The organism is Bradyrhizobium canariense (assembly GCF_018130465.1).
GTDB classification, from domain to species: domain Bacteria; phylum Pseudomonadota; class Alphaproteobacteria; order Rhizobiales; family Xanthobacteraceae; genus Bradyrhizobium; species Bradyrhizobium canariense_C.
On the sequence record NZ_JAFCKJ010000001.1, the window covers coordinates 466,340 to 492,826 of the forward strand.

Sequence of the window (26,487 nt, forward strand, 5' to 3'; positions counted from 1 at the left end):
GTCCTGGCTTTCGCCAGGACGACCCGGAGCTACTCCGCCGCCATCGACTTCTCGCGGAGCGGCAGACCCAGGAGGTCCCACACCTGCAGCAGGGCCTCGGCGAGCTGATCGATCAGGCCGTCGTCGTGATAGGGCGAGGGCGTGATGCGCAGGCGTTCGGAGCCCTTGGCGACCGTCGGATAGTTGATCGGCTGGATGTAGATGCCGTGCTGTTCGAGCAGGAGGTCGGAGGCCTGCTTGCACTTCTCGGCATCGCCGATGAACAGCGGGACGATGTGGGTGTCGCTCGACATCACCGGCAGGCCGGCGGCATTGAGGATCGCCTTGACCCGGGCGGCGCGGTCCTGGTGACGCTCGCGCTCCCAGCTCGACGTCTTCAGATGCTTGATCGCGGCGGTCGCGGCCGAGCAGATCGCCGGCGGCAGCGCGGTGGTGAAGATGAAGCCCGGCGCATAGGAGCGCACGGCGTCGATGATCTGACCGTTGGCGGCGATGTAGCCGCCGAGGCAGCCGAACGCCTTGGCGAGCGTGCCTTCGAGAATGTCGATGCGATGCATCACGCCGTCGCGCTCGGCGATGCCGCCGCCGCGCGGGCCGTACATGCCGACGGCGTGGACCTCGTCGACATAGGTCATCGCGCCGTACTTCTCGGCGAGGTCGCAGATCTTGGCGAGCGGGGCGATGTCGCCGTCCATCGAATAAAGGCTCTCGCAGGCGATCAGCTTGGGCCGGCTCGGGCCCGCAGCCTTCAACAGCGCTTCCAGATCGGCGAGGTCGTTGTGGCGAAACACGACCCGCTCGCAGCCGGACTGGCGGATGCCCTCGATCATCGAATTGTGGTTGAGCTCGTCCGACAGGATCAGGCAGTTCGGAATGAGCTTTGCGATAGTCGCGATACCGGTCTGGTTCGAGACGTAGCCGGACGTGAAGAGCAGCGAGGCTTCCTTGCCGTGGAGATCGGCGAGCTCGGCCTCGAGCTGCACCAGCGGATGATGCGTGCCGGCGATGTTGCGGGTGCCGCCGGCGCCGGTGCCGACCCGCGTCGCAGTCTCGACCATCGCGCCTACCACCTTCGGGTGCTGGCCCATGCCGAGATAATCGTTGGAGCACCAGATCACGACGTCGCGCTTGCCGTTGGGCGAGTGCCAGAGCGCATGCGGGAACCGGCCGGCGATGCGTTCGAGATCGGCGAACACGCGGTAGCGCCGCTCGGTGTGGAGACGATCAAGGGCGGAATTGAAGAACTGGCTGTAATCCATCGTCAAACCTGCAGCGGAACCGACCAAAGACCCGCATATCCTTAGAGCTTTTCCAGCTCCAATGTCTATGCGCTATCCCACATTTGGCCATGAGGGACATCTGGGCAAAATGCCCTATCGTGCGATTTGAAACTTGATCCGGATCAAGTTCGCGCGAGATGCAATGTTGCTCTGCACCATCCGCCAGGGCGAAGTCAGCGCTCAGGTCGTCCTGAACTGGAGCACACCGTCCTTCGTCTCCGCCGTCAGCCGGCCTTCGACGATCATGTAGTTGACGTGGGCGACCAGTTCGCCGGCGGCGAAACCCATCTGGTGTTCGTCCAGCACGTGCTTGTTGAACACCACGGGCACCAATGCGCGCGAGGTCTGCGGCACCTCGCGGCAGGCTTCCGCGATCAGGCGGCAGCGCTCCTCGTGGTGATCGGCGAGCTGCTTGATGCGGGTCTTCAAGCCATAGAACGGCACGCCGTGGCCGGGCAGCACCAGCATGTCATAGGGCAGCGTCGTGGTGAGGCTGGCGAGCGAGGCCAGATATTCGCCGAGCGAGTTCTGGTCGGGTTCGACCGCCCACACGCTGACATTCGGCGAGATCTTGCTCAGCACCTGGTCGGCCGAGAGGAACAGCTTGTCGTCGGCACAATACAGCATCACCTGGTCGAGCGCGTGACCGCCGCCGGTGATCACCTTGAAGCGGCGCGTGCCGATCACGACGTCCTCGCCATGCGAGATGCGGCGGTAGGACGGCGGCAGCACCGAGACGCGCTTGAGATAGTCCTGGCCGCGGCCGAGCAGTTTTTCCGTGAGCGACTCGTCCATGCCATGGCGGCGGAAGAACAGCCGTTGCGCCTCCTGCCGCTCCTCCGTGCCGCGGTTCTGGTGATAGACCGATTGCAGATATTCGACCTGCGACATCACCAGCGGGCAGTTGAATCGCTCGACGATCCACCCGGCCAGACCGACATGATCGGGATGGGAATGGGTCACGATCAGGCGCGTGATGTTGACGCCCTTCAGCGGTCCGTCGAACAGCTTCGTCCAGGCTTCGATCGTCTCCTCGTTGCCGAAGCCGGTGTCCACGATGGCATAGCCGTCGCCGTCGGCGAGCAGGTAGATGTTCACATGGTTGAGGCGGAACGGCAGTTTCAGCCGTGCCCACAACACGCCGGGCCTGACCTCCACGACCTCTTCGGGGCCGGGATGCTGCTCCCAGGGATAGCGCAAGGCGTCGGCGGAGGACTGCACGGTGTCGGTTTTCGTGTTCATGCTACCGGATTAAACCCACTGGCTGCGGCGCGCCAGCCGAAAAAGGACGCTGGCGTGGGCCGCATAGCGGTCATTCCGGGCTACGGAACGGCGGCTTACGCCGCCCGCATGTTGTTGAGGAACGCGTCGATCTCTCCGCGCAGCATGTCGGCTTCGCGGCGGAGCGCGTCGGAGGCGCCGAGCACTTCGTTCGCCGCGGCGCCGGCTTCCGCCGAAGCCGTGGAGACGCCGACGATGTTGCTGGAGACCTCGCTGGTGCCGCCGGCCGCATGCTGGATGTTGCGGGCGATCTCGCGTGTCGCCGCGCCCTGTTCCTCGACCGCGGCGGCGATCGTCGTGGTGACGTCGTTGATCTCGCCGATGATCCGGCCGATGCCCTGGATGGCGCCGACGGCAGAAGTCGTCACCGACTGCATGCTGGCGATCTGGGTGCGGATCTCCTCCGTTGCCTTGGCAGTCTGGCTCGCCAAGCTCTTCACCTCGGAGGCGACCACCGCGAAGCCGCGGCCGGCTTCGCCCGCGCGCGCCGCCTCGATGGTGGCGTTGAGCGCCAGCAGATTGGTCTGCGAGGCAATGGTCTGGATCAGGTCGACCACCACGCTGATGCGGCTCGCGCTGTCGGCGAGGCTCTGCACCGTGGCGTCGGTCGCGCCGGCTTCGTCGACCGCCTTCCTGGCGATCGCGGCCGAGGTGACCACCTGCTTGCTGATCTCCTGGATCGAGGACGACAGCTGCTCGGTGCCTGACGATACGGTCTGCACGTTGACCGAGGTCTCCTCCGCGGCCGATGCCACCGCGTTCACCAGCGCGTTGGACTGGTCGGCGGTGGTCGACATGCTCTGCGCGGTCGTCTGCATCGAATTGGCCGACTGCGCGAGATTGTCGAGTGCGGAGCGGACCGTGCCCTCGAATTCTGCAATCTTCGCCTCCATTTGCGCCGCACGCTCGGCCTTGGCGACGCGATCCCTGTCCTGCTCGCTCGCAAGCGCCCGTGCTTCGATCATGCCGTCGCGGAACACCGTCAGCGTTTCCTTCATCGCGCCGATCTCGTCGTTCTGCCGAGAGCGGACGATCTCGGTGTCGAGGTCGCCGGCCGAGAGCAACTGCATGGCGCGTTGAAGCTCGCGAATGCGGCGCAGGATGTTGCGGCCGACATAGAGCCAGACGAACAGCGCCGAGCCGACCAGCATCAGTGCGCCGAGTGCCAGCATCGCGGTCGTCGCCAGCGAGATCTCCTGGCGCGCCTGGAAGGTCGACGCGTTGGTCTCCTTCTGTACGCCCTCGACGAGCTGCTGCACGCTGATGCCGAGGCCGACATTGAGTTTACGGGTCTCGTCCAGAATGGTCTGGCCGTAGTCGATGGCGTCGAGCTCCTTCTGGCGGATCTTGAACACGCCGGTCTTGCCCTCACCGAAGGCGAACAGTTTTTGCACGGCGTCGCGCACCGCTTGCATCGAGGCCATGTTCGGCAGGTCCTCGAGGTTCGACTTGACGCGGTCGCGCGTCGCCTTGAACTCCTTCTCGATCGCCTCCAACGTATCGCTGTTGTTGGCCGCCAGCGCCGCCATCATGTCGGCGGCCATCAGATTGCCGTTGGCGGAGATGGTCGCGACCTGGGAGACGGTGCGGGCGGCTTCGGTGGCATCATCGGCGGAAACGTCCGCCGCGCCGAGGATTGCGTTCAGGCGCGTTTGCGCATCCAGCATGGCAGGACCGGCCGCACCGACGAAGCTGAGCTGCGCCTTGCGGAGTGCTTCATACTGCTTGTCGTGCAGCGCGCCGGTATCGAGCCGTTCGCGCGCGGCCGACACCAGGCTCTGGGTCGCCTCGTCGATGCTCTTGGCGGTGTCGCGCAACGCGGTTGCGATCTGCTTGTCGGCGCCGAGCTCGATGATCTCGCCAAGCTTGGCCATCGCGAGCTGCTGGATCTCCTGCACCTTCTTGGTGCGTTCGTTCAGCGCCTCGTCGGACGGCGACGCCAGGAGGCCCGGCCCCTGTGCCGCGAGCGTTGCGCTTTGCGATGCGAGTTGAAGGCTCGCGGAGAGGCGCGGGATGTCGCGGCCGCTGAGGTCCATCATGGTGCTGCCGAGATGGTTGAAGACGAAGCCGGCGCCGGCTGCAATCACGAGGCCCATGCCCGCGATCACTGCGAAGGCCGTGAACAGGCTGCCGCGCACGCCCCATGTCGGCATTTTGAAACGAGGCCGGATACGACCAAGCAAACGGCCAAGGCCCAGACGGATCGCCATCGAAATTCCCCCACGCGTGATTTTTATATTTTCGCTGCGGAGTATCCTTGGGTCAGGTTAAAAAATCGCAAGTTGCTCAATCGGTTGCGTGTGTTCCGCACAGCGAAAAAAGAAGGGCCGGCAACGATGCCGGCCCCCCATCACGATAAGGTCTTGGTAACCGTTCAGTAGCGCGCGACCGCCGAGTTGGCCCAGTTGAAGCGGTAGTTGACGCCCGCCTTGATGGTGTGGTCGTCGGTGGTGAAGTTGCCGGTGCCCGCCAGCGGGCCCGCAGTGAAGTGCGCGTCACCGAAATTGTAGTACTGGTACTCGGCCTTGGCCGACCAGTTCGGCGCGAACATGTATTCGAGGCCGGCGCCGACGGTGTAGCCGTTGCGGTGGTCGCCGGTGATGATGAAGCCGGTCGGCACGCCGCCGACGGTCACCTTTTCGTTGTTGTCCGAATAGGCGTAGCCACCCTTCACGTAGAGCAGGCCCGGGCCCCAGGTGTAGCCGACGCGGCCGGTGATCGAGCCGAGACCGCGCTGGTCGTTGGTGTAGGCGATGCCGCCCGGGAACACCGCGCCGACGCTGCCGGAGAGCCAGGAATACTGGCCTTCGACGCCGACAACGAAGTTCGGGTTGAACTGCCAGTCCGCGCCGGCCTGCACGCCGCCGAGGAAACGGCCGTTGCCGTTGTTGCCGGTGGAGAGGCCGCTGAAATTGTTGTCGCTGGAGAACGCGCCGCCGACATGGCCGCCGATGTAGAAGCCGGTCCAGTTGTAGATCGGCGCGGCATAGGCGGGCGCGGGCGCCTTGTAGTAGTTGCGGTTACCGAGATCGGCACCGACCGCCGGCGCAGCAGCGCCCACCACGAGCAGCGCAACGGTCGCAAACAGAATCTTCTTCATAGTCCAAACTCCAACACTTTGGTCCCCGGCAGGCGCGCTTTCCGCGCCGTCGTTGGTTTTGCAGATAGCTCGCTTTTGACGAAAATGCTGTCACATGCATGGCACAACGGCAGCCAACCTAACTTATTGGGCTACAAATGATTTTCGTGCTTAATGTCGGCTTAAGAAGTGGTGAAGGAAGGCTTAACCCGGCGCCGTTCGAGTAACTTGCGCGCGTATCTCATTAACCAAGACGGCGCCGCGCCTCATCGCGCATCTGTTCGCGGAATGCAGCGCGCTTTGCGGGCCGGTCTTCCTCGCGCACGTCATGACGATCGAAGACGTCGAACTTCTCCAGGATCGGATAGCGCTCGCTCGCCATCGCGAGCACGCGCAGCACCCTGGTCGCCGACGGTGTCGGGCCGCTCACTTCCCAGCGCCGGATGGTGTCGGTGCCGCCCTTCTCCGGCAATCCGCAAAGCCGGGCCATGTCGGCCGCGGTGAGCTTGCGCTCGAGGGCGTCTGAGAGGTCGTTGCGGAGCTGCTTCAGTTCGGGACCGGTCATGTCGCCTCAATACGCGAAGTCGATGAGGTGAATGCACTAGATCGGTTCTGATTGAATCAGAACCGAAGCTCTAGATTCTTGTTTTGACGCGTCTTCTTCACGCGAACCGGTATCCACCTCGCTCGAAAACGCTTTAGCGCTGATTCGGGTCCATCCGAAGGCAAGGCACGCGCAGCGATCGATGCGGCGTGCTAGTCTCGCGCTGGCCGGGCTCAGTGAAGGAAGGACAACCGCATGCCCGTGTTCAAGCTGCCCCTGTCGGGGGACGTCGTGCAGTCCATCAACCCGATCACGTCGTTCTTCAGCCCGACCGGCGGCCAGTTCGGTCTCGTCAACATCACGGTTGGTCAATCCTCGGCGCCGGAGGTCGAGAAGGACCTGCTGTCGGATGTCGGCAGTTACGGCAAGCAGATCGGCCAGATCGCGGATGCGCTGCTCGTGGTCATCGAACATCTGGACGCGCTCGGCGACGGCGCACTCGGCGATGACGAGGCGGTCGCGGCCTTCAAGGAACTGATGCACTCGGTCGCGACCGTAAAGGAGCGCCACAATCGCAAGGCCTGCCGGCCGCGGCGACGCTGATCAGGCCGTGCGACCGCGCTCCGGCACCTTCGCGCGCGCACGAAGTTATGAACGTGAGTCCTATGGAAATTTCCCGATGAATGAACAGTTGGCACAATGGGGCCCACGGCGACGAAGGGGTCAGCCATGACAAGCATCAAACTCGCGATTGCCGCACTTATCACCGTCGGGCTGGCTACAGCCCCCTCCGTTGTCGAGGCGAAGAAGTACAGGTCTGCCAGACACTACAGCACGGGTGTTGTGGCCCCGAGCTATGGGGGCGCCGGAGGGCCGGTGGCAACGCAACCCAGCACTTACGGCAGTTCCGGACAGACCGTCGGCACGGTCACCGCACCATCGATTGGAACGTACAGCTGGCCGTCGGTGGGCGTGACCAACGCAGTCCCGACCTGGAGCAACACCACCAGATAGGGCCACATCTGCGAGGCGCGAGCCAATGCCGGTCACCCTGTGCCGGTCGCAAGGCCAGAGAGAAGATAGAGCGCGACCAGCAATGTCGCGACGGACAGCATCGTCGTGACCGAGACCGTGGCCGCGACCAGCTTCTCCTCGACCTTGTGTTCGTGCGCCAGCACATACACGGTCTTCGCCGTCGGCACCGCCGCGCAGATGACGGCGGCGGCCGCGTCGAGGCGGTTGAGGCTCAGGATCGTACAGAGTCCGTAGACGATCAGTGGCATCACCACCAGCTTCACGGTGGCAAGCGCGAACGATGCCTTCAGGTTCGACCGCAGGCCCTCGACGGACAGACCTAGTCCGATGGCAAACAGCGCACAGGGCGTGAGCGCGGCGGCAATCATGTTCAGATAGGCCGCGACCGGCGCCGGAATCGGCAAGCCCGCGATCGCCCACGCGAGACCGATGAGGGTCGACAGGACCATGGGATTGAGCAGGATCTGCTTCACCAGTCCCCCGGAATGCGCAGCCCCGCGCGCATCCCTTTCGAGCAGGATGACCGTGAGCGGAAACATCACGCCGGCCACGAACACCGTCGCCACTGCCGCGGGCAGGACGGCGGGCTGACCGTAGATCGCGTGGAGGATCGGCAGCGCCACGAAACCGGTATTGGTCATCGCCGCGGCCATGCCGTGGATGGTGCTGCTGGCGAGATCGTGCTTGCCGCCGGCGCGGGCCGCCAGGAACACCAGCGCAAAGCAGATCAGCGAGCCGCCGCCGAATGCGAGCAGGAAGCGCCATTCCAGGAGATTGCGTGCCGGCTCCTGCGCGATCGTGACGATCAACAGCGCCGGCATCGCGACGTTGTAGGCGAAATGCACCAGGGCATCGGCAAGCGAGCGGGAGAGGTAGCCGAGCTCTCCGGCGAGCCACCCGGTGACGATGATCGCGAACACGGGAAGAACGAGGCTGGCGACCTCCATCCGGCTTCCCCCTCCGCCAGGCAGTTGGATGCCATCCTAGCTTGGAGATGCGCCGTCGTCACCGTTCAACCGGATCGCGACGTTCCGATCAGGACCCTGCGATCTCAGGCGCCCCTGCGGCCCTGTTGGCCGATCACGCAACGCCATCCGGCGAGGCGCTCGGCCGGATGCTGGTTCATCCATTCGGCGAGTTGCGGGGCGCCCATCAGGCACGATTGCATCGAGACGTCGGCAAAGTCCGACGTGGTGACGATCTGCTCGTGGCAATTGGCCGGGGAGCCGAGGCTGCAGAGCACGGCGATGATCTTGATCACGCGAGATTGCCCCCGTCGCTGCGGCGAACACCGGCTCCGGCGTGCTGCTCGCTCACCGGATCAGCCGGCGGGAAGATGCTGTCGTAGATCGCGCGTGCTTCCTGGATGAGGCGAATGCGCTCGCGCTCGGACTTCGAGACAAACTGAATAACCTGGCCCATGTCGGCTCCAATAGATCTTCAATCCATCATCACATGATGGATATCATTCTATTCGGATGTGGGGTGCCGGCTTCAGCTTTGCAGCCGTGTGGGCGGTCACGAAGGATAAAAACCTTGTGAGTATTCCGTTCCTGAGGTGGAACGGGATACCTTTTAGCGATGCGCCGATCTCACGTCGCATCTGTTCGGCCGGGACCGCTTCGCAGCATCGTGATGAAGTGTTGAGCCCTGCGGCATGATGGCATTGCGGCACATTTTCTCGCGCGAGGAGTTGTACGGTCACTCAGTGCACGAGCGCCCTGACGAACGGCATCGCGATTGAGAGCCCGCGCCCGAAAGGATCAGCCATGACAAGAACGAAACGCTCCATTGCTGCACTTATTGCTCTCGGATTGGCCGCAGCGCCACTCGCTGTAAACGCACAAACGTCGGGGACGGGTACACCAAGCAGCACGAGCGGACGCTCCGGAGCACCGGTACAGCAAGGGACTATCGGAAGTTCCGGGCAGACTGTCGGGACCGTGACAGCGCCGTCGGTCGGAACGTCCAACCAGCCCTCCGTCGGCGTAACAAACTCAGTCCCCACCTGGAACAACACCAATCCACGAACGAAGTAGAAACCGCGATCGGCTGACTCACGCCGCCGGCGCGCGATCCTTCCGTCCCGGCACCGCCGCGAGCAGCTCGCGCGTATAGGCATGCTCGGGCGCTGCGAACAGCTGGGCCGTCGGCTTCAACTCGACGATGGCGCCGCGCTGCATCACGGCGATGCGGTCGCAGATTTGGGCCGCGACGCGTAGATCGTGGGTGATGAACAGCATCGAGAGGCCGAGCCGTGCCTTGAGGTCTTCGAGCAGCCTCAGGACCTGCGCCTGCACGGAGACGTCGAGCGCGGAGACGGCTTCGTCGGCGACGATGATCTCGGGCTCGAGCGCGAGCGCGCGCGCAATGCCGATGCGCTGGCGCTGACCGCCGGAGAATTCATGCGGATAGCGCTCGAGTGCGCCGGCATCGAGGCCGACCATCTTGAGGAGATCGCGGGCGCGGTCGAGCGCCACTTTCGGATCGGTGCCGGCCGCGATCGGGCCGTCGGCGATGATGTGACCGACCTTGCGGCGCGGATTGAGCGAGGCGAACGGATCCTGAAAGATCATCTGGATGCGATGGCGCTCGGCGCGCAGCGCCTTGCCGGTGAGCGAGGTGAGATCGGTCTCGCCGATCCGCACGGTGCCGCGGTCGGCCTCGATCAGCCGCATCACGAGGCGCGCCACCGACGATTTGCCGGAACCGGATTCGCCGACGAGGCCGAGCGTCTCGCCCTTGAGGATGTTGAAATTGACCTCGCGCGCGGCATCGACGCGGCGGTCCTCGCGAAACCAGCCGCCCGAGGTGACGTAGGTCTTGTCCAGTCCGATCACCTCGACCGCCTTGGCCTGGTCGTCGAGGGGGCTGCGGGCGGGCGGATCCATCGACGGCACCGCCGCAAGCAGCGCCTTGGTGTAGTCGTGCTGCGGCGCGTTGAAGACGGCCGAGGCGGCGCCTTCCTCGACCACCTTGCCATGGCGCAACACGACGACCTGGTCGGCGATGTCGGCGACCACGCCGAAATCATGGGTGATGAACATCACCGCCATGTTGCGATTGCGCTGGAGGTTGCGGATCAGCTTCAGGATCTGCGCCTGCGTGGTGACGTCGAGCGCGGTGGTCGGCTCGTCCGCGACCAGCACCGCCGGTTCGAGCGCGAGCGCCATCGCGATCATGGCGCGTTGGCGCTGGCCGCCGGAGAGCTGGTGCGGATAGGCGCGCACGATGCGCTCGGGGTCGGGGAGGCCGACCTCGCGCGCCAGCGACAGCGCCTTTGCGCGCCGCTCCCTCGGCGTCAGCAGGCCGTGCGCCTCGAACATCTCCGCCATCTGGTCGCCGATCCGCATCAACGGATTGAGCGCGGTCATCGGCTCCTGAAAGATCATCGCGAGCCGGCGGCCGCGCAGATCGCGCCAGCCGTCGTCGTCGAGTTTGAGCAGGTCGCGGCCTTCGAACTGGATTTCTCCTGATGTGACCGAGACCGTGTCGGGCAAGAGGCCCAGCAGCGCATGCGCGCACATCGACTTGCCGGAGCCGGATTCGCCGACGACGCAGACGATCTTGCCGGCCCTCAAGTCCAGCGAGATGCCGTCGACGGCGAACGGCCGCTCGGCGCTCTTGGGCAGCGCGATCCGCAGGTTCTTGATGGAGACGGTGGCGGGGGCGGTCATGGTCAACGCCCCTCGCGCGACAGGCGCGGATTGAGCGCGTCGTTGAGGCCTTCGCCGATCAGGTTCAGGCCGAGCACCGAAATCAGGATCGCGACGCCGGGAAACACCGTGATCCACCAGGCCTGGCGGATCACGGTGCGGCCGGCGCCGACCATGTAGCCCCAGGAGATCAGATTGGGATCGCCGAGGCCGAGGAACGCCAGCGAGGATTCCAGCAGGATCGCGGTCGCCACCATCAGCGAGGCCAGCACGATCACCGGCGACAGCGTGTTCGGCAGGATTTCGCGCAGGATGATCCAGGTGTTGCTCTGGCCCGTGACCACGGCGGCCTGGACGTACTCCCGCGTGCGCAGCGACAGGACCTCGCCGCGGACGAGGCGCGCGACCGGCGGCCAGCTTACCACTGCGATCGAGGCGACGATCGAATAGATCGAGGGCTGCAGGATCGCGACCAGCACGATCGCGAGCGCAAAGCTCGGAATGGTCTGGAAGAACTCGGTGAAGCGCATCAGGGCGTCGTCGACCCTGCCGCCGAAATAGCCGGCCATGGCGCCGATCGGCACGCCGACGACCAGCGCCACCAGGGTGGAGACCATGCCGACGAGCAGCGAGACGCGTGCGCCAAAGATCATGCCGGCGAACACGTCGCGGCCGAGCGCGTCGGTGCCGAGCGGCACGGTCGCGAGCGTGAACGGCGGCAGGAACGGCCGCTGCACCATGCGCCAGGGCGAGTTCGGGAACAGCATCGGACCGAACACCGCGACCGAGACCGCAAGGAGCAGGATGATGAGCCCAATGACGCCGCTCGGGCTCCTCAGCATCGATTTCCAGAACTGTTTCATGTGGTGAATTCGATGCGCGGGTCGACCAGGCGATAGACCAGGTCGGTGATGAGGTTGAAGGTCAGGACCATGGCGGAGCAGATCACGAAGACGCCGAGCAGCAGATTGTAGTCGCGCTGGAGCAGGGCGTCGTACATCAGGCGTCCGATGCCGGGCCAGGCGAACACGGTCTCGGTGATGACGGCGCCGCCGATCAGGGTGCCGGAGTGGACGCCGGCGAGCGTCACGACGGGCAGCAGCGCGTTGCGCAGGACGTGGCGGCGCTGGATCACGGCATCGGACAGGCCTTTGGCGCGCGCGGTCTTGACGAAGTCGAGACGCTTCACCTCCAGCATCGAGGCGCGTGTCATGCGGGTGTAGGTCGCCATGAAGAACAGGCCGAGCGTCATCGCCGGCATGATCAGGTGCCTTGCGACGTCGGCCACATGGGCAAGGCCGGTGAGGTTGGCGCCGACTGTCTCGTAGCCGAAGCTCGGCAGCCAATCGACCGTGACCGAGAACAACAGGATGCCCATCAGCGCCACCCAGAAAATCGGCATGGCGTAGAAGATCAGCGCGAAGATCGTGATGGCGGTGTCGAGCCAGGTCCCGGCGAAGCGTGCCGCGAAGGTGCCGAACAGGATGCCGAGCATCAGTGAGATCGCGAACGCCGTCAGCGTGAGCAGAAGCGTCGCCGGCAGCCGTTCCAGGATCAGCTTCGATACTGGCGCCTGCTGGCGGAAGGAGAAGCCGAGGTCGAGCGTCACGACGCCCTTGACGTAGACGAAGAGCTGCTCGGGCAGCGGCTTGTCCAGGCCGAACTTCTCCCTGAGCTGCTGGACGAAGATCTGGTCGCTGGCGCCGGCCTCGCCCGCCATCACGACCGCGGGATCGCCGGGCGCGAGCCGGATCAGGAAGAAATTGAGGACGACGATCGCAAGCAGGACGATCGCGCCCTTCACGACACGCTGAGCGACGAAGGAGATCATCTAGAGAATCATATCTTGTAGCGCGACCTGGAGCCGCGGTGACGGTGAACTTCCTCGCCCGCCCTTGCGGGGAGAGGGTTGGGGTGAGCGCTTCGCGCACATTCGACCTCTCCCCGCAAGCGGGGAGAGGTGAAAAGGGCAGGGCTCACTTGTCCAGCCATGCGTCCTTGAAGCCGTCATTGACACCGATCCCGGTGGTGATCAGGTTCTTGACCTTGCAGCGCATGATGGTCGGGAATTGCAGCTCGAGCATCCAGGCCACCGGCACGTCCTCGACCAGGATCTTCTGCGCTTTCTCGTAGATCTCCTTGCGCTTGGAGTCGGGCGTCGCCACCGCGCCGTCGGCGAACAGCTTGTCGATTTCCGGGTTGGAGTAACCCTCGACGTTGTTGAACACCTGGCCCTTGGCGATGGCGCTGGAGACGTAGTTGCGGCCGACGCCGAGTGCAGGATCGCCGTACTGGTAGAGATAGGTGAAGGCGATGTCGTAGTCCCAGTCGCCGATCTTCTGGTTGCCGCCGGCGACGTCGGTGGCGATGGTCTCGATGTTCATGCCGACGTCCTGGAGGTTCTGCTTCACGGCTTCACCCCAGCGCTGCCAGGTCTCGCCATAGGCGAGCGGCAGAAGGCGGATCTTCTCGCCCTTGTAGCCGGCTTCCTTCAGCAGCGCCTTGGCCTTGGCGGGATCGTAAGGGTATTTCGGCACGTCGTCGGTGTAGTATTTGATGGTCGAGGCGGACGGGCCGGTCGCGACCTTGCCGAGCCCGTTCCAGATCACGTCCTTGGCGAAGTCGCGGTCGATCGCATACATGACCGCCTGCCGCACCCGCTTGTCGGCGAGCGGACCCTGGCGGTTGTTGAGCCACAGCCAGGCCAGCGGCGAGAAGAACTCCCAGCCGGCGCCGGTGACGCAGGTGTCCTTCAGCTTGGAAAGCCGGGGCACGTCGAAATTCTCGACCGAACCGCCGGGCAGCACGTCGACCTTGCCGGTCTCATACGCCACCGAGCGCGCGGCGGCATCGGGAATGATCTGCCAGTAGATCTCGTCGAGATAGGGCTTGCCCTTCTCGTAATAGTTCGGGTTCTTGACCAGGCGGATGAAAGAACCCTTCTGCCACTCCTTGAACATGAAGGGGCCGGTGCCGACAGGGGCGTTGTTGTAGGGATTGGTCTTCCAGTCGGTGCCTTCATAGAGATGCTTCGGCACCATCGGCATCGAGCCGACCTCGAAGATGCCGAGGAACGGACCGAACGGCTGCTTCAGCGTGAACACCACCGTGTAGTCGTCGGGAGCTTCGACCTTGTCGACCTGCGCGAGATTGTTGCGGGCGCGCGCATGCGTCTGCTTCAGCATCTCGAGCGAGAACAGCACGTCGGCGGCGGTGAAGGGCTTGCCGTCATGCCAGGTCACGCCCTTCCTGAGCTTGAACGTGTAGGTTTTTGCGTCCTCGCTGACGCTCCAGCTCTCGGCGAGCTCCGGCTGCGGTTCGAGCTTGGGGCTGTAGCGAAGCAGGCCTTCGAAAATGTTGCCCGACACCATCTGCACCGGGCCGTTCTGGACCATCGCCAGCATCAGGCCGGGCGGCTCGGGCTGAATCACGGCATTGATTGCACCCCCCGTTTTCGGCTCTTGCGCCAGTGCCGGGGCCGTGAGGCCGCAAGCCAGGAGGAGACCAAGCAACACTCGTTTTGGCATGTCGTATCTTTCTCAAGCGAGACCAGCCGCAAACGCTTCGCACGTCGTGGCGCGCAAAGCTACGGCCGGCCCATCCCAGTCCCCATCCGGTATCGAGGCTCACATAGTCTCATTCGGCGCCGCAAGATGAAAGTCTCGACAGTGTTCGCACAAAAAATGTACAGCGCGTCCTGTTTTCACTTGATTCATTACCTTGTCATGGAGACAAGTCGGCCATGGATAACGCCACACGCTCCGAACGATCCCGCAACGCTGCGCTCGAGGCGGCCATCGCGATCATCGCGCGCGACGGGCCCGGCCGGTTGACGCTCGATGCGATCGCGCGCGAGAGCGGGCTGAGCAAGGGCGGCGTGATGCACCAGTTCCGCACCAAGGAAGCGGTGCTGAAGGCTCTGCTCGAGCGGCAGATGGCGCATTTCGAGGAGTTTTCGAACCGTTATATGGCGAAGGTGAGCGCCACGTCCGCGAACCCCGAGCTCGCCACCCAGCTCGCGACTGTGCGCGAAGCGGCGACTGCGCCGAATTCGGCGGCGCTGGCATTGGTCGCAGCCATGGTTGAGAATCCTGGCCTGATGTCGCTGCCGCGCGACAGCGAGATGAAGCGGGTCGCGGTCATCAAGGCCGAGGCCGCCGATCCGGATCTGGCGCTGTTGCGCTGGGCGGCGGCGCGGGGGCTGCTGCTGAGTGGTCTGTTCGGCATGTCTCCACTCAGCAAGGCGGAGCACGATCGCCTGTTTGCGCGTCTGCTCGACGACGCGCAGTGGAACGGTCTCGCACAGCCGGCCAAGGAACAGCCGACCAAGGAACTGCCGGCCAAGGCACGTTCCGTCAAATCCGGTGCGACGCTGCCGGCAAAAGCCGCAACCCCGCGCAAACGCGCCTGATTCATCGTTAACGAATTCCGACGACAGCTGCCCAAAGTCGCGCCTGCGGCCAAATGCGCCAGGCCCTCATTTTGGTACTTTACAAACCAACTGGTCGGTTTTATAAATGGAAACACTGAGACTGCCCGAGGCTTCTGACATGGCCCCGGACGATGCCTTGGGCCGGTGATGGTGAGCGCCGCAGCCGCGTCTTGTCCCAAACGCGGCTGCGGTCCCCATCGCCTTCGACAAAAGGCCTTCCCAAGGATGGCCTTTCCCAAAAGCCGCTAGAGGAGTCTGGAATGGATCGCTCGATCGCCCTGCGCGGTCTGGGAACGCTGGTGCTTTGCGCGGCCGCGGCCGGCTGCGCCTCGGTCGCGCCCGTGCCCTATTCGGAGATGGCGTCCTCGGCCTACATGGCCCCGGACAAGTCGGACGCCTCGGGCCGCGTGCCGTACCGCTATTCCACCCAGGTCGACTGGCGCGCGTATAACAAAGTGATCCTTGATCCCGTCGTGGTCTACCGGGCGAGGGATCACCAGTTCGGCGACATGTCCGACAAGGACCGGGCGACGCTGGCCGCCTACATGCAGAACTGTTTTGCTGAGCGGCTGCGCGGCCGCTTCGCATCGGTGCGCGAGCGCGGGCCCAACACGCTGCGGATCAGGCTGACGCTCACCGGCGCCGTCATCAACACGCCGGTGCTCGGCACGCTCTCGCGCTTCGACGTCGCCGGCGCGGTCTACAACGGCGTGCAGGCCGCGCGCGACGGCGAGGGCACCCTGACCGGCTCGGTCATCTACGGCGTCGAGATCTTCGACGCCCAGACCTCGCGCCTGCTCTCGGCCTACGTCACCAAGCAATACCCTGGCGCCTACGACATCAAGGCCACCGCCGGCTCGCTCGCCGCCGCCACGGCCGGCCTCGACAAGGGCGCCGACGCGCTGATGGCGCAACTGCACTGACGCCGCAATCCACCCCACGAAAGGTGCTGCTGATGAACTTCTTCCTTCGCTTCCTGCTGCGCATCGCGATCACCATCGTGATGATGGCGTTTGGCGGCCAAGCCGGCGCCGCCGCGCCGCCCGATCCGAGCGGGACCTGGCTGGTCGAGGACGGCCGCGCCCGTATCCGGCTCGAGCGCTGCGGGCCGTCGCGCGAGCGCATCTGCGGCTTCATCGTCTGGATGAAGGAACCGGCCGACAAGCGCGGCCAGCCTTATCGCGACAAGGAAAATCCCGATTCAGACAAGCGCGCTCGCACGCTGCTCGGCCATCAGCTCATCATGGGCTTGCAGGCGACGACTGACGGACGGTTTGCCGGCGACATCTACAATGCCGAGGACGGCAAGTTCTACTCGGTCTCGCTGTGGCGCGAATCTTCCGACCGTCTCAAGCTCAAGGGCTGCCTGATCAAGTTCCTGTGCCAGACCCAGACCTGGCAGCAAACGCTCGACGTCCTGCCCGGTCAGCTCGTCGGCCTGACCGGCGATCTCAACGGCCCCCGCGCCGACAAGGAATGGGCGGCGGTGACGGCCCCGAAGCCGATCCAGGCGAAGGGCAAGTAGCGTACGGCTTCAGGCGGGCCGCAGCGCTCGTTGCAACTCGGCAAGCGCATCCGTGAGTTGCTCACGGTGCGCGATGTCGTCCCTGGGGAGGGCCGCGACACTGCCCGCGAGCTCGCGCAGGATACCGGCGAGCAGGCCGAAATTGAGGTGCAGGTGCACCGATTTGCGTTCGTCCGCCGTGCCTGGATGCTGCAGCACCAGCGCAACGCCGCTGCCGTCGAGACGTGCCTCGAACCGCGATGAATGCTCGAAGGTGCCGACATAGAACTTGTCGGGATATTCGAGCGCGATCTCTGCCTTGTCGGGAACCGGCTTGGACATGTGGGCCTCATTGATGGGAGGCTATTCTGGCCGGGAATGAACTCGGCCGCCTTGCGATAGGTCAGAGGTCGGGCTCGCTCCGGATTTGATGCGGATCAAAGCCGGGCCGCCGCTTCTGCGATCTGATGGCAGGACGCGCGAAGCTCCGCGTTCCCGGTCAACTGCGAGTGCATCGGCGATGAACCTCCTTTCCACCCTTTCCGAAGCGGATTCAGACGATTTCGCCATCGCTCTCGCGGACGAGGCGTCGGCACGTTGTGCGCAACTGCTCGGCGATGCTGGCCTCAGGCTGACGCGCCACCGTCTGGCGCTCGGCCAAATGCTGTTCCTCTGCCCTCATCGTCATGTGACAGCGGAGGGGCTTTATGAAGAAGCGACGGCCGCCAATCTGCGGCTGTCGCTTGCGACCGTCTACAACACGCTGAACCAGTTCACTGACGCCGGCCTGTTGCGCCGGATCGCAGCCGACGGCATCAAGTCGTTCTTCGACACCGACACGTCCGTGCATCCGCATTTCTACCTCGAAGGCGAGGATGTGCTGGTCGACGTCACCGACGGCCTGACCTTCACCAGGGTACCCGAGGCGCTTCCGGGCCACGAGATCGCGCGGCTCGACGTCATCGTCCATCTGCGCCGGAAGCGCTGCGTAGACCCGGCATGACGATCGTCTAGCGCAAGCCCGCCCGCCGGAATCCTTCCAGATAGTGCTCGCGATCGGCCTCATTGGCCCACGGCAATTGCGTCGCGATCCAGTGCAGCGAGATGTTGGGCTGGGTGCGGCGGAGCTCGCCCAGCGCCATCTGCGCAAGCATGCCGTCGCCGGTCATGCCGGCAGAAACCGCGAGCACGCGGTAGGCGCCGGTGAGGTCGCCGCGGTGGCGGATCGCCTCGCGCGCGAGCGCGATGGCCTCGCCATAGCGCCGCTCGGTGAAGCGGGCATAGCCGGCGATGCCGTGATAGATCGCCAGGGATGGATCGCGCGGCGAGAGCCGCATCGCCCTCTGCGCTGCCTCGAACGAATCCTTCGGCCGCCCGGCATAGGACAGCGCCAGCGCGTAATAACCTTGCGCCAGCGAGAAGTTCGGATTGAGCGCGAGCGCCTGCTCGAACTCGGACAGTGCGTCCGCAAGCCTTCGCGTCGAGAAGCAGACGCTGCCGAGCGCGGCGTGCGCCCAGGCATCCTCATGGTCGCAGCGCACGGCGGCGAGCGCGGCGGCTTCCGCCACCGGCGCCACCACGGCAAGCTCAGCCCAGCCGAGATGCACGCCGAACATGTGGTTCGCCGCGAGCACCGACAGCGCCTGGCCGTAGTTCGGGTCGATCCCGACCGCGCGTTCCAGCAGCGCCCGCGCGGTCTCGTGATCCCGCCGCGTCACGCGCCAATAATGCGACAGCGCCCGCATCAGGAGATCCCAGGCATCCAGGCTCGCGGGGGGCTTGCGATGGGCGCGAAAACTTTCCGCCGCGTGAATCTGCGGCTCGATCGCCGCGGCGATCGCGTTGGTGATCTCGTCCTGCACGGCGAACACGTCGACCAGTTCGCGGTCGTAGCGCTCGGCCCAGAGATGGCTGCCCGACGTGGCGTCGTTGAGCTGCGCGGTGATGCGCACCCGGTTGTCCGCCTTGCGCACGCTGCCTTCGACGATGTAGCGGACGCCGAGTTCCTCGGCGATCTGCCGGATGTGGACCGCGCGTCCCTTGTAGGTGAAGGACGAGTTGCGGGCGATTACCATGAACCAGCGCTGCTTCGACAGCGCGGTGAGGATGTCCTCGCTGATCCCGTCGCCGAAATAGTCCTGTGCGGGATCGCCGCTCATGTTTTCGAAAGCGAGCACCGCGATCGCCGGACGGTCCGCCAGGGCGCGCGGAAGGGCGCGCGGCAGGGCAGGGACGGGTTCAGCGGGCGCAGTCGCGGCTGCCACTTCTTCCCGGACTTCGCCGACGAAACGAAAGCCCTTGCGCGGAATGGTCTTGATCAGCCGCTGGCTCGCACCGTCGTCGCCGAGCGCCTTGCGCGCGGCGTTGATCCGGCTGTTCAGGGCGGAATCCGAGATGATCCGATCGCTCCAGATCTGGCTGATCAGGTCATCCTTGCTGACCACACGGGTGCGCTGCGCCACCAGATAGAGCAGGAGATCGAACACCTGCGGCTGCAACGGCACGGCGGCTCCGCTGCAGGTGAGTTCCCGCAGGTCGCCGTCGAGCACGTTGTTTTCAAAGCGAAATCGCACGTTTCTGTCGTCTCAAGCAAAAATCAAAGTCGTCTCAGGCGAAAATCAACCGTCCGCGAAAGTCTTGAGGCCTCCGAGTCGGCATGGTGCAGCGACCAATGAAGTGCCGGCGTTTTGGCAAAACGGAGCTGTATATGACCCAAATTGATCATCAGGTTCATCCCATCGGCCCGGAGGTTGCGGGCTCACGCATTTTCAAGTTCGTCGCCTTTCTGTACGGAATTGCGGCGTATCTCGTGTTTTTCGTCACCATTCTCTACGCCATCGGCTTCGTCATGGGGCTGGTGGTGCCGAAGACCATCGACACCGGAACCGACACGCCGGCGGCCGAGGCCGTCATCATCAATCTGCTCCTGATGGCCCTGTTCGCGGTCCAGCACAGCGTGATGGCGCGCCGGCAATTCAAGGCTTGGTGGACGCAGTACGTCCCCAAGCCGGTCGAGCGCAGCACCTATGTGCTGTTCGCGAGCCTCTCATTGCTCCTCCTGTTCTGGCAGTGGCGTCCGCTGCCCACGGTCATATGGGACGTCGCGAACCCGGATCTCGCTGTGACGATCGTCACGCTGTCGCTGGTGGGCTGGGTGCTCGTGTTCACCTCGACCTTCATCATCAATCACTTCGAGCTGTTCGGATTGCATCAGGTGACCAATCATCTCGTCGGCAAGGAGGCATCGCCGCCGCGATTCAAGACGCCGCTGCTCTACAAGTTCGTCCGTCATCCGATCTATCTCGGCTTCATCATCGCGTTCTGGGCGGCGCCGGTCATGACCGCAGGCCATCTGCTGTTCGCCGCCGTGACCACGCTCTACATCTTCGTCGGCATCGCGCTGGAGGAGCACGACCTCATCGATCTCTTCGGCGACGAGTACCGGCAGTACAAACAACGGGTGTCGATGCTTATTCCCTGGCGCAAGTCGGTATAGCTCGCGCGTCTTTCCGTCGCGTCCGCCGAAAGGAGGACGCGCGGCCGCGCCGAGGCGCGTAACGGATCTTGCCGGACCCAACCTTCAACGTTTCTCGGGGTGAATCCCCCTCACCCCGACGCCTCTCCCCGCATCCTTTTTTGCCGAGTTATCGGCCATCAGGAGCGGGGAGAGGAATTCAAACCTTCATCAACGGAGACGACCCAATGAAACATGTCGGAAACTGCTTCTGTGGCGCGGTCACGATCGAGGTCACAGGCGCGCCGGAGGCGATGGGCTATTGCCATTGCCGCTCATGCCGCTCCTGGTCAGGTGGTCCGGTGAACGCCTTCAGCCTGTGGAAGCCCGAAGCCGTGCGCATCACCGAAGGTGCCGAGAACGTCGAGACCTTCATCAAGACGCCGCTCAGCCAGCGCAAATATTGCCGGAAGTGCGGCGGCCATCTCATGACGAACCATCCGCCGCTCAGCCTGGTCGACGTCTTCACCGCCACCATCCCCACGCTCGCGTTCGCGCCCGGCGTCCACGTCAATTACGCCGAGACGGTGCTGCCGATGCGCGACGGCCTGCCCAAGCTCAAGGACTTTCCGGCCGAGTTCGGCGGCAGCGGGGAGATGATGCAGGAATAGCGGCGCCCCTCTCCTCTCCCCGCCAGCGGGAGAGGAGAGATTCGCTACCTCATCCCCGCGCGCCGCAATCCCTCGAGGTAATGCTCGCGATCCTCTTCCCGCAGCATCGGCAGCTCGCGCGTGATCCAGGCGAGCGAGATGCCGGGTTGGGCGCGGCGCAAGCCTTCCAGGGCGGAAGCCGAGAGCGCGAGATCCCCTGACATTCCGGCGGCGGCCGTCAGCACGCGATGCGCGCCGACGAAATCGGCGCGCTGCCGCATCGACTCGCGCGCCATTTGTGCGGCTCCTTCGTAATCGCGGCCGATGAACCGGGCATAGGCCGCAACGCCGCAATAGATCGCCGCGAGCGGGTCACGCGGGCTCAGCCGCAGCGCGCGGCGCGCGGCGACATCGCCGTTCTGCCATCGTCCCGCGTAGCACAGCGTCACGCCGTAGAAGGCGTGCGCCATCGCAAAGTTCGGATTGAGATTCAGCGCCAGCTCGAATTCCGCCAGCGCGTCGTCGAAGCGGCGGCGGAACAGATAAGCATAAGCGAGACCGTGATGAGCCCAGGCATCGTCACGATCGGCCTCCACCGCCGCGAGCGCCGCGCGCTCGGCGACCGGCAGGGTCGCGGCCATGTCGGCCCAGCCCATATGCGCGCCGAAGATGTGGCTGGTCGCGAGCAGGCCGAGTGCCTTGCCATAGGCGGGATCGAGCGCGACGGCCTTCTCGAGCAGTCCTTGCGCGGCGGCATTGTCCTCGCGGGTGATTCGCCAGTAATGCGACAATGCGCGCATCACGAGGTCCCAGGCATCCAGGCTTCCCGGCGGCTTCTGCTGGGCGCGAAAACTCTCGGCGGCATAGAGCTGCGGCTCGATCGCGGCGACGATCGCCTCGGTGATCTCGTCCTGCACGGCGAAGATGTCGGCAAGCTCGCGGTCGTACCGTTCGGCCCAGAGATGGCTGCCGGTCGAGACGTCGTTGAGCTGTGCGGAGATACGCACGCGATCGCCGCTCCTCCGCACGCTGCCTTCGAGCACATAGCGCACGCCGAGCTCTCGCGCGACCTCGTTCATGTGTACCGCGCGGCCCTTGTAGACGAAGGAGGAGTTGCGCGCGACGACGAAGAACCAGCGCAACTTCGACAGCGCGGTGATGATGTCCTCGCTGATCCCGTCGGAGAAATAATCCTGCTCGCGGTCGCCGCTCATGTTGGTGAAGGGCAGCACCGCGATCGCCGGTCGGTCCGGCAGCGGCAGCGAGGCCTGCAGAAGCTTTGCTCCGAAATCGGATTCCGGCGCGGTCGCCCCACGCTTGGTTTCGACGTCGCCGACGAAACGAAAACCCTTGCGCGAAATGGTGCGGATCAGCGCCTGGCTCGCGCCGCTGTCTCCGACCGCCTTGCGTGCCGCATTGATCCGGCTGGTCAGAGTGGATTCGGAGACGCTACGCCCGTGCCAGATCTTGTCGATCAGCTCGTCCTTGCTGACCACCCGGTCGCGGTTCTCCATGAGGTGGACGACGAGATCGAAGACCTGCGGCTCCACGGCAACGGGAACCTGCTCGCGGCTCAGCTCGCGCAAGTCGGTATCGAGCAGGTGATCCCGGAACAGAAACTGCACGTCGAAAACTCAGACCTCACGACGACATCTGGCAATAATGAAATCAAAACCGATTTCGACTGGGGTCTGTAAGTCCGCCGAGGGGCCTGCCCGGTTCACCACGATCGCGTGATGGCAGCCATGCCATTTGCGGGGAGGAATGCAGCCTGAATTAGAATAAGGCGGTTTTGGCCGGATTGTCGCGGGCGACGCGCTGAATCCGATATTGCCGTCAGCGCAATCTATCACCGTCATCCTGAGGCGCCGTAGCGGAGCGGAGGCCTCGAAGGATAGACGGCCCGGCTGCATCCCGGCCATTCATCCTTCGAGGCTCCGCGTGCGCTGCTTCGCGTCGCACGGGGAGCACCTCAGGATGACGGAGGCGACAGTTTGGACGTCTGAATGTCTGACGAGCGGTGAATGTCCATTGCCGAACAGCTCCGTGTGCGTAAGCTGCCCACACAAAACACAAAACACAAACGACGAAGAAACGCTCATGCCCGCTTTTCACGCCTCGACCACCGTGCTCGATTCCATGCTGTTCCGCGATGCCTTCGGCACGCCGCAGATGCGGGAGGTGTTTTCCGACGTCGCGACGGTCGCGCGCTATGCCGAGGTCGAGGTGGCGCTGGCGAAGGCGGAAGCGAAGTGCGGGGTGATCCCGCAGGATGCCGCCGATCAGATCGCGGCGCGGACCGATGTTGCCGCGCTCGATTTCGATCTGCTGCGGGAGGAGACCGATGTCGTCGGCTATCCGATCCTGCCCCTGGTGCATCAGATGGTGAAGCAATGCGGCGATGCCGGCCGTTATGTGCATTGGGGTGCGACCACGCAGGACGTCATGGACACCGCCGTGGTGCTGCAACTGCGCGCCGGGCTCGAGATCGTCGAACAGGACATCGCCGCGCTGCGGAAAATCCTCGCCGACCTCTCGAAGCGCTACCGCGACACGCCGATGGCGGGCCGCACCCATCTCCAGCAGGCGCTGCCGGTCACCTTCGGCTACAAGACCGCGATCTGGCTCGCGATGTTCGACCGCCACGCCGAGCGTCTGGCACAACTGAAGCCGCGCGTCCTGGTCGGCCAGTTCGCCGGCGCCGCCGGCACGCTGGCCTCGCTCGGCGACAAGGGTTTCGAGGTGCAGGAAGCGCTCTGCGCCGAACTGAGGCTCGGCGTTCCCGTCTCGACCTGGCACGTCGCACGCGACGGTTTTGCCGAGGCCGTGAATTTCCTGGCGCTGGTCACCGGCTCGCTCGGCAAGATCGCGCTCGACATCATGATCATGGCCTCGACCGAATTCGCCGAGGTCTACGAGCCCTTCGTCAAGGGGCGCGGCGCCTCCTCGACCATGCCGCAGAAGCGCAACCCGATCTCCTCGGAACTGATGCTCGCGGCGTCCAAGGCGGTGCGCCAGCACGCCGGCCTGATGCTGGATGCCATGGTGCAGGATTTCGAACGCGCCACCGGGCCCTGGCATGCCGAATGGATGGCGATCCCCGAAAGCTTCGTGCTGACCGCCGGCGCCTTGCATCAGGCGAAGTTCGCGCTCGCCGGCCTTATCGTGGACGAAAGCAAGATGAACGAGAATCTCGGCATCAGCCGTGGTCTGATCGTGGCCGAGGCAGTCATGATGGGACTCGCGCCGCAGATCGGGCGGCAGGAGGCGCATGACGTGGTCTATGATGCCTGCCGGCTCGCCAATGAGAAAGGTCTTACACTGGCGGACGCGCTGTCGTCCGATGCCCGCGTCTCTGTCAGAATCGACCGTGCCACGATCGAGGCGCTGACATCACCGAAAAATTACCTCGGCCTTGCTCCCGCCATGGTCGACCGGGTGCTGAAATCGGCAACGCGTTGAAAACCAAAATGCGCGAAACTGCGTATCTTGGGGTGTCGCAAGGCACTCGCGCACTTGTGTCTCCCGATGCTAGACTTAGATTGAGCGAGAGACGTTCGGCAGAGGATCCGGCATGACTGATCAACGCATCACCTCCACTCCCATCGATCCCGTGAAGCTCGACCGGCTGGCCGAGGTGGCGGTGAAGGTGGGCCTGGGCTTGCGGCCGGGCCAGGATCTGCTCTTGACGGCGCCTGCGATCGCGTTGCCGCTGGTGCGGCGGATCGCCGTGCATGCCTACAAGGCCGGCGCCGGCATCGTGACGCCGATACTCTCCGACGAAGAGATGACGCTGGCGCGCTACCGCCACGGCCAGGACAACAGCTTCGATCGCGCCGCCAACTGGCTCTATGAGGGTATGGCCAAGGCATTCTCGGAGAACACCGCGCGGCTCGCCATCGTCGGCGACAATCCAATGCTGTTGTCGGGCGAAAACGCTTCCAAGGTCGCGCGCGCGAGCAAGGCCAATTCCATCGCCTATCAGCCGGCGTTGGAAAAAATCGTCAATTTCGACACCAACTGGAACATCATAGCCTATCCGAGCGCAGCTTGGGCCAAGCTGGTGTTTCCCAACGATCAGGAAGAGGTTGCGATCGGCAAGCTCGCGGATGCGATCTTCGCGGCGTCCCGCGTCGATCGCGAGGACGCGCCGGCCAATTGGGCAAGTCATAATGCGGTGCTGCGCGAGCGCACCAATTGGCTCAATGGCCAGCGTTTCCGCGCGCTGCAATATTCAGGTCCCGGCACCGATCTTACCATTGGTCTCGCCGACGGCCATGAATGGGAAGGCGGCGCCTCGCTCGCCAAGAATGGCATCAGCTGCAACGCCAACATCCCTACGGAAGAAGTGTTCACCACGCCGCATTGCCGGCGGGTCTACGGCCATGTCGTAAGTTCGAAGCCGCTGTCCTACCAGGGCACGCTGATCGACAACATCGCAGTGCGTTTCGAGGACGGCAGGATCGTCGACGCCAAGGCCTCGCGCGGTGCGGAGGTGCTGAACAAGGTGCTGGACACCGACGAGGGCGCGCGGCGTCTCGGCGAAGTGGCGCTGGTGCCGCATTCCTCGCCGATCTCGCAGAGCGGGCTGTTGTTCTACAATACGCTGTTCGACGAGAACGCGGCCTCGCACATCGCGCTCGGCCAGTGCTATTCGAAGTGCTTCGTCAACGGCGCGCAGCTCACGCCGCAGCAGATCGCGGCGCAAGGCGGCAACCAGAGCCTGATCCATATCGACTGGATGATCGGCTCGGCCGAGACCGACATCGACGGCATTCTGGCCGACGGCAGCAAAGTGCCGGTGTTTCGCAAGGGCGAATGGGCGAAGTAACTATGCCGCCGCGTCGCGCAGCATTGGGTTGTTGTCGATGTTGAAGCGGTTGAACAGCGTCGTGAACGGGCTGCCGTCGGTGGCCCGCACGATGGCGTCGGAGGTCGCCACCGCGTCGTAGAGCGTGCCGACCGGATCATTCGCCTCGGGCAGGTCGAGGCCCCTGCGGATTTGCTCGCGGGCCTCGTTGACGTCGTCCTCTCCGTCGAGTGTCGCCTCCAGCGCATCCGCGGCCCGCCGCATCTGATGGAGGTCACCGCCGGCGGAAAATTTGAGGATGTCGAGCCAATAGGGGCGCGCCACGACGAGGTTGACGAAAGCCTCGAAACTCTCCGCGATAATTCCCGCGCGGCCTTCCGATGAGACGTAGAGCACATTCTGAGACGGCAGCAGCACGAACGCCCCGCCGGAGCCGTCACTGCCGATCTGCCGGGGGCTCTCGATGCCGTCGACGGTGAACCAGGGCTCCTCTTCGGTTGCGAAGGAGAGATCGAGGCTGCCGAGCCAGGCGACGATCTCGCCTTGAGCTGCGAGAACCTCCGGGGTGAGCGGCATCGGTGTGGCTCCTTTCAGATAGCTTCGCGCACTTTGTCGCACCCCGGAAAAGAAGGGATCATGTGCACGAAATTGCAGGGAAATTGCGACGTTAACCGCTTTGCGTCTGCAACTTGCGGCTGATTGTCGGGCCCTGCGTAAGAAAGAATTAAAAACCGGCCACTAGCGTTCCCGCCATCTTTCGAA

27 protein-coding genes are annotated in these 26,487 nt (G+C 64.4%); 11 read left to right on the forward strand and 16 right to left on the reverse strand.

All coding sequences use genetic code 11. From position 1 onward, the window contains the following. Nucleotides 1-29: 29 nt before the first annotated feature. The 5 genes from hemA to JQ591_RS01990 all read right to left on the reverse strand — a co-directional run bounded on the left by hemA (nucleotide 30) and on the right by JQ591_RS01990 (nucleotide 6,205). Nucleotides 30-1,259 (reverse strand): 5-aminolevulinate synthase, encoded by a 1,230-nt coding sequence (gene hemA / locus JQ591_RS01970; RefSeq protein ID WP_211394374.1) that lies wholly within the window; start codon nucleotides 1,257-1,259, stop codon nucleotides 30-32. Nucleotides 1,260-1,460: 201 nt separating this feature from the next. Then, nucleotides 1,461-2,522, reverse strand: coding sequence for an MBL fold metallo-hydrolase (locus JQ591_RS01975; RefSeq protein WP_211394375.1), 1,062 nt, complete (start codon nucleotides 2,520-2,522; stop codon nucleotides 1,461-1,463). Between the two features lie 95 nt (nucleotides 2,523-2,617). Further along, nucleotides 2,618-4,771, reverse strand: coding sequence for a methyl-accepting chemotaxis protein (locus JQ591_RS01980; protein ID WP_211394376.1), 2,154 nt, complete (start codon nucleotides 4,769-4,771; stop codon nucleotides 2,618-2,620). Nucleotides 4,772-4,935: 164 nt separating this feature from the next. Next, a complete protein-coding gene (locus JQ591_RS01985; RefSeq protein ID WP_211394377.1) occupies nucleotides 4,936-5,661 on the reverse strand; it encodes an outer membrane protein in 726 nt (241 codons plus the stop codon). A gap of 223 nt (nucleotides 5,662-5,884) precedes the next feature. After that, nucleotides 5,885-6,205, reverse strand: coding sequence for a hypothetical protein (locus tag JQ591_RS01990; RefSeq protein WP_211394378.1), 321 nt, complete (start codon nucleotides 6,203-6,205; stop codon nucleotides 5,885-5,887). Between the two features lie 234 nt (nucleotides 6,206-6,439). Between JQ591_RS01990 and JQ591_RS01995 the strand changes: the two genes are divergently transcribed. Beyond that, entirely contained in the window at nucleotides 6,440-6,787 is a 348-nt protein-coding gene (locus JQ591_RS01995) for a hypothetical protein (RefSeq protein WP_211394379.1), read from the forward strand. Nucleotides 6,788-6,913: 126 nt separating this feature from the next. After that, a complete protein-coding gene (locus tag JQ591_RS35210; RefSeq protein ID WP_249136344.1) occupies nucleotides 6,914-7,198 on the forward strand; it encodes a hypothetical protein in 285 nt (94 codons plus the stop codon). Nucleotides 7,199-7,230: 32 nt separating this feature from the next. Here JQ591_RS35210 and JQ591_RS02005 read toward each other — a convergent pair whose 3' ends face one another. The 3 genes from JQ591_RS02005 to JQ591_RS02015 all read right to left on the reverse strand — a co-directional run bounded on the left by JQ591_RS02005 (nucleotide 7,231) and on the right by JQ591_RS02015 (nucleotide 8,641). Continuing rightward, nucleotides 7,231-8,166 (reverse strand): AEC family transporter, encoded by a 936-nt coding sequence (locus tag JQ591_RS02005; RefSeq protein WP_211394381.1) that lies wholly within the window; start codon nucleotides 8,164-8,166, stop codon nucleotides 7,231-7,233. 104 nt (nucleotides 8,167-8,270) lie between these two features. Continuing rightward, the gene (locus JQ591_RS02010; RefSeq protein ID WP_211394382.1) at nucleotides 8,271-8,480 is read right to left on the reverse strand and encodes a hypothetical protein; all 210 of its coding nucleotides are present in this window, start codon (nucleotides 8,478-8,480) and stop codon (nucleotides 8,271-8,273) included. Then, entirely contained in the window at nucleotides 8,477-8,641 is a 165-nt protein-coding gene (locus JQ591_RS02015) for a hypothetical protein (protein ID WP_211394383.1), read from the reverse strand. Before JQ591_RS02015 ends, JQ591_RS02010 begins: the two co-directional genes overlap by 4 nt. A 347-nt stretch (nucleotides 8,642-8,988) precedes the next feature. Here JQ591_RS02015 and JQ591_RS35215 point away from each other — a divergent pair, with 347 nt between their 5' ends. Further along, nucleotides 8,989-9,258 (forward strand): hypothetical protein, encoded by a 270-nt coding sequence (locus JQ591_RS35215; protein ID WP_249136346.1) that lies wholly within the window; start codon nucleotides 8,989-8,991, stop codon nucleotides 9,256-9,258. Nucleotides 9,259-9,276: 18 nt separating this feature from the next. Here JQ591_RS35215 and JQ591_RS02020 read toward each other — a convergent pair whose 3' ends face one another. The 4 genes from JQ591_RS02020 to JQ591_RS02035 form a co-directional block, all read right to left on the reverse strand. Beyond that, a complete protein-coding gene (locus JQ591_RS02020) occupies nucleotides 9,277-10,896 on the reverse strand; it encodes an ABC transporter ATP-binding protein (RefSeq protein ID WP_211394384.1) in 1,620 nt (539 codons plus the stop codon). Nucleotides 10,897-10,898: 2 nt separating this feature from the next. Then, nucleotides 10,899-11,738 carry an ABC transporter permease gene (locus JQ591_RS02025; RefSeq protein ID WP_211394385.1) on the reverse strand — a complete coding sequence of 280 codons (840 nt, stop codon included), beginning with the start codon at nucleotides 11,736-11,738 and terminating at the stop codon, nucleotides 10,899-10,901. Beyond that, the gene (locus JQ591_RS02030; protein ID WP_211394386.1) at nucleotides 11,735-12,706 is read right to left on the reverse strand and encodes an ABC transporter permease; all 972 of its coding nucleotides are present in this window, start codon (nucleotides 12,704-12,706) and stop codon (nucleotides 11,735-11,737) included. The genes JQ591_RS02025 and JQ591_RS02030 overlap by 4 nt, the downstream gene beginning before the upstream one ends. A gap of 145 nt (nucleotides 12,707-12,851) precedes the next feature. Next, entirely contained in the window at nucleotides 12,852-14,402 is a 1,551-nt protein-coding gene (locus JQ591_RS02035; protein WP_211394387.1) for an ABC transporter substrate-binding protein, read from the reverse strand. A 215-nt stretch (nucleotides 14,403-14,617) separates the two neighbouring features. Here JQ591_RS02035 and JQ591_RS02040 point away from each other — a divergent pair, with 215 nt between their 5' ends. From JQ591_RS02040 to JQ591_RS02050, 3 genes are all read left to right on the forward strand, one after another. After that, nucleotides 14,618-15,286, forward strand: a complete 669-nt coding sequence (locus tag JQ591_RS02040) for a TetR/AcrR family transcriptional regulator (protein WP_211394388.1) — start codon at nucleotides 14,618-14,620, stop codon at nucleotides 15,284-15,286. A gap of 281 nt (nucleotides 15,287-15,567) precedes the next feature. Beyond that, nucleotides 15,568-16,230 carry a DUF3313 domain-containing protein gene (locus tag JQ591_RS02045; RefSeq protein ID WP_211394389.1) on the forward strand — a complete coding sequence of 221 codons (663 nt, stop codon included), beginning with the start codon at nucleotides 15,568-15,570 and terminating at the stop codon, nucleotides 16,228-16,230. A gap of 32 nt (nucleotides 16,231-16,262) precedes the next feature. Beyond that, the gene (locus JQ591_RS02050; protein WP_211394390.1) at nucleotides 16,263-16,832 is read left to right on the forward strand and encodes a DUF2147 domain-containing protein; all 570 of its coding nucleotides are present in this window, start codon (nucleotides 16,263-16,265) and stop codon (nucleotides 16,830-16,832) included. A 9-nt stretch (nucleotides 16,833-16,841) separates the two neighbouring features. Here JQ591_RS02050 and JQ591_RS02055 read toward each other — a convergent pair whose 3' ends face one another. Next, nucleotides 16,842-17,153 carry a hypothetical protein gene (locus JQ591_RS02055; RefSeq protein ID WP_211394391.1) on the reverse strand — a complete coding sequence of 104 codons (312 nt, stop codon included), beginning with the start codon at nucleotides 17,151-17,153 and terminating at the stop codon, nucleotides 16,842-16,844. Nucleotides 17,154-17,331: 178 nt separating this feature from the next. Between JQ591_RS02055 and irr the strand changes: the two genes are divergently transcribed. Next, the gene (gene irr, locus JQ591_RS02060) at nucleotides 17,332-17,814 is read left to right on the forward strand and encodes a Fur family transcriptional regulator Irr (protein WP_249136348.1); all 483 of its coding nucleotides are present in this window, start codon (nucleotides 17,332-17,334) and stop codon (nucleotides 17,812-17,814) included. A 7-nt stretch (nucleotides 17,815-17,821) separates the two neighbouring features. Here irr and JQ591_RS02065 read toward each other — a convergent pair whose 3' ends face one another. Further along, nucleotides 17,822-19,384 carry a winged helix-turn-helix domain-containing tetratricopeptide repeat protein gene (locus JQ591_RS02065; protein WP_211394392.1) on the reverse strand — a complete coding sequence of 521 codons (1,563 nt, stop codon included), beginning with the start codon at nucleotides 19,382-19,384 and terminating at the stop codon, nucleotides 17,822-17,824. A gap of 134 nt (nucleotides 19,385-19,518) precedes the next feature. Between JQ591_RS02065 and mddA the strand changes: the two genes are divergently transcribed. Together mddA and JQ591_RS02075 are read left to right on the forward strand one after the other, a co-directional pair. Further along, nucleotides 19,519-20,307, forward strand: coding sequence for a methanethiol S-methyltransferase (gene mddA / locus JQ591_RS02070; RefSeq protein WP_211394393.1), 789 nt, complete (start codon nucleotides 19,519-19,521; stop codon nucleotides 20,305-20,307). Between the two features lie 206 nt (nucleotides 20,308-20,513). Continuing rightward, complete coding sequence (locus tag JQ591_RS02075) at nucleotides 20,514-20,936, forward strand: GFA family protein (RefSeq protein WP_211394394.1); 423 nt, start codon at nucleotides 20,514-20,516, stop codon at nucleotides 20,934-20,936. A 44-nt stretch (nucleotides 20,937-20,980) separates the two neighbouring features. On the opposite strand, the gene JQ591_RS02080 is transcribed toward JQ591_RS02075, so the two are convergent. After that, on the reverse strand, nucleotides 20,981-22,540 hold the full coding sequence (locus JQ591_RS02080; RefSeq protein WP_211394395.1) for a winged helix-turn-helix domain-containing tetratricopeptide repeat protein: 1,560 nt from the start codon (nucleotides 22,538-22,540) through the stop codon (nucleotides 20,981-20,983). A 475-nt stretch (nucleotides 22,541-23,015) separates the two neighbouring features. Here JQ591_RS02080 and pcaB point away from each other — a divergent pair, with 475 nt between their 5' ends. Further along, nucleotides 23,016-24,377 carry a 3-carboxy-cis,cis-muconate cycloisomerase gene (pcaB, locus tag JQ591_RS02085; RefSeq protein ID WP_211394396.1) on the forward strand — a complete coding sequence of 454 codons (1,362 nt, stop codon included), beginning with the start codon at nucleotides 23,016-23,018 and terminating at the stop codon, nucleotides 24,375-24,377. Between the two features lie 112 nt (nucleotides 24,378-24,489). Then, on the forward strand, nucleotides 24,490-25,746 hold the full coding sequence (locus JQ591_RS02090; protein WP_211394397.1) for an aminopeptidase: 1,257 nt from the start codon (nucleotides 24,490-24,492) through the stop codon (nucleotides 25,744-25,746). On the opposite strand, the gene JQ591_RS02095 is transcribed toward JQ591_RS02090, so the two are convergent. Beyond that, complete coding sequence (locus JQ591_RS02095; protein ID WP_211394398.1) at nucleotides 25,747-26,301, reverse strand: hypothetical protein; 555 nt, start codon at nucleotides 26,299-26,301, stop codon at nucleotides 25,747-25,749. It abuts the gene before it with no gap. Nucleotides 26,302-26,487 lie beyond the last annotated feature (186 nt).

Excerpts from the sequence above, each read along its gene's own strand:
- JQ591_RS02095 (WP_211394398.1), bottom strand. The coding sequence starts at position 26,301 with ATGCCGCTCACCCCGGAGGTTCTCGCAGCTCAAGGCGAGATCGTCGCC.
- JQ591_RS02075 (WP_211394394.1), top strand. The coding sequence starts at position 20,514 with ATGAAACATGTCGGAAACTGCTTCTGTGGCGCGGTCACGATCGAGGTC.
- JQ591_RS01985 (WP_211394377.1), bottom strand. The coding sequence starts at position 5,661 with ATGAAGAAGATTCTGTTTGCGACCGTTGCGCTGCTCGTGGTGGGCGCT.
- JQ591_RS02025 (WP_211394385.1), bottom strand. The coding sequence starts at position 11,738 with ATGAAACAGTTCTGGAAATCGATGCTGAGGAGCCCGAGCGGCGTCATT.
- JQ591_RS35210 (WP_249136344.1), top strand. The coding sequence starts at position 6,914 with ATGACAAGCATCAAACTCGCGATTGCCGCACTTATCACCGTCGGGCTG.
- JQ591_RS02030 (WP_211394386.1), bottom strand. The coding sequence starts at position 12,706 with ATGATCTCCTTCGTCGCTCAGCGTGTCGTGAAGGGCGCGATCGTCCTG.
- JQ591_RS01990 (WP_211394378.1), bottom strand. The coding sequence starts at position 6,205 with ATGACCGGTCCCGAACTGAAGCAGCTCCGCAACGACCTCTCAGACGCC.
- JQ591_RS02055 (WP_211394391.1), bottom strand. The coding sequence starts at position 17,153 with ATGTCCAAGCCGGTTCCCGACAAGGCAGAGATCGCGCTCGAATATCCC.
- JQ591_RS35215 (WP_249136346.1), top strand. The coding sequence starts at position 8,989 with ATGACAAGAACGAAACGCTCCATTGCTGCACTTATTGCTCTCGGATTG.
- JQ591_RS02040 (WP_211394388.1), top strand. The coding sequence starts at position 14,618 with ATGGATAACGCCACACGCTCCGAACGATCCCGCAACGCTGCGCTCGAG.
- irr (WP_249136348.1), top strand. The coding sequence starts at position 17,332 with ATGAACCTCCTTTCCACCCTTTCCGAAGCGGATTCAGACGATTTCGCC.
- JQ591_RS02035 (WP_211394387.1), bottom strand. The coding sequence starts at position 14,402 with ATGCCAAAACGAGTGTTGCTTGGTCTCCTCCTGGCTTGCGGCCTCACG.
- JQ591_RS02020 (WP_211394384.1), bottom strand. The coding sequence starts at position 10,896 with ATGACCGCCCCCGCCACCGTCTCCATCAAGAACCTGCGGATCGCGCTG.
- JQ591_RS01980 (WP_211394376.1), bottom strand. The coding sequence starts at position 4,771 with ATGGCGATCCGTCTGGGCCTTGGCCGTTTGCTTGGTCGTATCCGGCCT.
- pcaB (WP_211394396.1), top strand. The coding sequence starts at position 23,016 with ATGCCCGCTTTTCACGCCTCGACCACCGTGCTCGATTCCATGCTGTTC.
- JQ591_RS02050 (WP_211394390.1), top strand. The coding sequence starts at position 16,263 with ATGAACTTCTTCCTTCGCTTCCTGCTGCGCATCGCGATCACCATCGTG.
- JQ591_RS02045 (WP_211394389.1), top strand. The coding sequence starts at position 15,568 with ATGGATCGCTCGATCGCCCTGCGCGGTCTGGGAACGCTGGTGCTTTGC.
- mddA (WP_211394393.1), top strand. The coding sequence starts at position 19,519 with ATGACCCAAATTGATCATCAGGTTCATCCCATCGGCCCGGAGGTTGCG.
- JQ591_RS02015 (WP_211394383.1), bottom strand. The coding sequence starts at position 8,641 with ATGGGCCAGGTTATTCAGTTTGTCTCGAAGTCCGAGCGCGAGCGCATT.
- JQ591_RS01995 (WP_211394379.1), top strand. The coding sequence starts at position 6,440 with ATGCCCGTGTTCAAGCTGCCCCTGTCGGGGGACGTCGTGCAGTCCATC.
- hemA (WP_211394374.1), bottom strand. The coding sequence starts at position 1,259 with ATGGATTACAGCCAGTTCTTCAATTCCGCCCTTGATCGTCTCCACACC.
- JQ591_RS02005 (WP_211394381.1), bottom strand. The coding sequence starts at position 8,166 with ATGGAGGTCGCCAGCCTCGTTCTTCCCGTGTTCGCGATCATCGTCACC.
- JQ591_RS01975 (WP_211394375.1), bottom strand. The coding sequence starts at position 2,522 with ATGAACACGAAAACCGACACCGTGCAGTCCTCCGCCGACGCCTTGCGC.
- JQ591_RS02090 (WP_211394397.1), top strand. The coding sequence starts at position 24,490 with ATGACTGATCAACGCATCACCTCCACTCCCATCGATCCCGTGAAGCTC.